The sequence below is a fragment of the Moritella sp. genome (assembly GCF_033791185.1).
Lineage (GTDB): Bacteria > Pseudomonadota > Gammaproteobacteria > Enterobacterales > Moritellaceae > Moritella.
On the sequence record NZ_JASJHF010000161.1, the window covers coordinates 1 to 2,736 of the forward strand.

Sequence of the window (2,736 nt, forward strand, 5' to 3'; positions counted from 1 at the left end):
ACCAGGTGGCTTGGTTATAACAGCCTTTGCATTGATGCTCGCAACCACTGACAAATAGCGTGACGCGTGTACCTGGGCCATTGATCACATCAAGGTTATAATATTGAGAATAATGCATTTTTATCTCTTAAACGCTAGCCAATAGAGTATTGGCTAGCTAGTTAATTAATCTTATTTAGGATTTCTATCGAATACTTTCAACACGCAATGAAACTATAAATGTTTAACGCGACGTTTTACTTCTTCTTGTTTACCATCGTTAAAGGGACGCGCATCGGGACTGCCTAGATAACCACAGACTCGACGCGTTACAGATACTTTGGCAATATCGTGGTTATCGCATTTAGGACAAGTAAAACCTTTACTCGTACAGCTAAATTCACCGGTATAACCACATTCGTAACATTCATCGATTGGTGTATTGGTACCGTAGTAAGGCACGCGTGAATAGCTATAGTCCCAGACATCTTCTAGCGCTTCAATATTGTGCTGCATATTTGGATATTCGCCATAACAGATAAAACCGCCGCTACTAACAGGTGGGTAGGGCATTTCAAAATCAATTTTATCGTATGGATTAACTTGTTTTTCAACATCCAAATGGAAGCTATTGGTGTAATAGCCTTTATCTGTCACGTCTTTGATATCACCAAACGTGATCTTATCTAATTTAGCAAAACGGCTACACAGGTTTTCACTCGGTGTGGCGTATAAGCTGTAAGCATAACCGCTTTCTGTGGTCCATTGTTCAGTGCTTGCTTTCATGTGGCTAAGCATGGCAATCGCTTTTTGTTGTAATGCTTCACTATCGTAAGGGTGGGTAGCATTACCAAACAGTGCATTGATGGCTTCGTGCAAGCCGATGTAACCTAAAGAAATAGAGGCGCGGCCATGCTTGAAAATATCTAATACGTCATCATCAGCATTTAGTCTAACGCCGCAAGCACCTTCCATATAAAGGATAGGGGCAACACGTGCTTTAACGCCTTTAAGACGAGAAATACGGGTTTCTAGTGCGCGTTTACACAGGATTAAACGTTCATCTAATAATTGATAGAAGCGTGATTCATCGCCTTTTGCTTGAATGGCAATGCGCGGTAAATTAAGACTAACAACACCTAAGTTATTACGGCCTTCGTGAACTAATTTACCTTCTTCTTCATAGGTGCCTAAGAAACTACGGCAACCCATCGGCGTTTTAAACGAACCCGTTACTTTAACTACTTGATCATAGTTTAGGATGTCTGGATACATGCGCTTAGTTGAGCATTCCAGTGCCAGTTGTTTGATATCGTAATTGGCATCTTGTGACTTATGGTTTAAACCATCTTTAATGGCAAACACCAGTTTTGGGAATACGGCTGTTTTATGATTTCTGCCTAAGCCTGCAATACGATTTTTAAGAATTGACTGCTGAATTAAACGTGCTTCCCAGCTAGTACCTAAACCAAAACCGAAAGTAACAAAGGGCGTTTGGCCATTTGCGGTGTGTAAGGTGTTTACTTCATACTCTAGTGACTGGAATGCATCGAAGCATTCTTTTTCAGTGCGTGAGCGTGCAAACTCTGCTTTATTTGGTATTGACCATTCTTCGGCTAGTTGGGTATTTTTATCAAAGCTCGCTGTCACGTAAGGCGCTAAGATCTCGTCAATGCGGTTGATCGTGGTGCCACCGTAAATATGGCTGGCTACCTGTGCAATGATTTGTGCGGTAACTGCGGTTGCTGTGGTGATTGATTTTGGTGTTTCAATTTCAGCATTGCCCATTTTAAAGCCACGCGTCAGCATGCCATCAAGATCGATCAGCATGCAGTTAAACATCGGAAAGAATGGGGCATAATCAAGGTCGTGATAGTGAATGTCGCCAGCTTCATGAGCATGAACAATATCGCGCGGTAAGATATGCTGCTTGGCATAATGCTTGGCAACAATACCAGCAAGTAGATCACGTTGAGTTGGGATCACTTTGCTGTCTTTATTGGCATTTTCATTCAACAGTGATTCGTTGCTTTGCTCAATAAGACCTTTAATTTCGTTAGTCAGGATGCTTTGTGTTTCACGGGCAATATCACGTTGATGACGGTATTCGATGTAAGCGCGAGCAATGAGTTTGTTGCTTTCTTGCATCAGCACATCTTCAACGGTGTTTTGAATGGTGTGGATCTCAATAGCATGCTCGCTAGAGACATCTTGTTGAATAAGTAATTTGTGTACTTTACTTGCCATATTGGCCGCATAATCACGGTTTTCTTGTTGCACTGACTTAGCTGCAGCGTAAATAGCGTCTTGTATGCATTGAATGTTGAACGGCACACGACAACCATCTCGTTTGATGACAAATAGATCCACAAAATACTCCTTAAGGCAAAATTAAAATCATAATGTGACACTATATATAGGTGCTTGGTTTACCAGTGACACAAGATGTTGTGTATTAGGCTTGAAGTTTGTTTTTGGTGTATTGATTTCGATCAAGAATTATTACGCCTGGGTTAGGATTTATTCGGGATGTATTCTTGATCAATAAATGGCATTATTTTTGTTGTAAGTTTATTTTTGAACGATATTTAAACGTAAAATGAGCAGTGTAATAGTTATGATGAATAAAGCTTTACAACTTCAAGAGGTTGCTCTAATATTCGCTCCATTGCTGCGGAGGGGTGGCAGAGTGGCCGAATGCACTGGTCTTGAAAACCAGCAGGGGTTAATAGCTCCTCGAGAGTTCAAATCTCTCCT

2 protein-coding genes and 1 tRNA gene are annotated in these 2,736 nt (G+C 41.0%); 1 reads left to right on the plus strand and 2 read right to left on the minus strand.

Annotated features, from left to right (window positions below; translation table 11 throughout):
* Both QNK26_RS09670 and nrdD read right to left on the minus strand, forming a co-directional pair.
* Positions 1–118, minus strand: a 118-nt coding sequence (locus QNK26_RS09670) for a 4Fe-4S cluster-binding domain-containing protein (protein ID WP_319222530.1), incomplete at its 3' end; no start/stop codon positions are given.
* A gap of 95 nt (positions 119–213) precedes the next feature.
* A complete protein-coding gene (nrdD, locus tag QNK26_RS09675; protein ID WP_319222529.1) occupies positions 214–2,349 on the minus strand; it encodes an anaerobic ribonucleoside-triphosphate reductase in 2,136 nt (711 codons plus the stop codon).
* Positions 2,350–2,662: 313 nt separating this feature from the next.
* Between nrdD and QNK26_RS09680 the strand changes: the two genes are divergently transcribed.
* Positions 2,663–2,735: transfer RNA gene (locus tag QNK26_RS09680), tRNA-Ser, on the plus strand.
* Position 2,736: the final 1 nt, after the last annotated feature.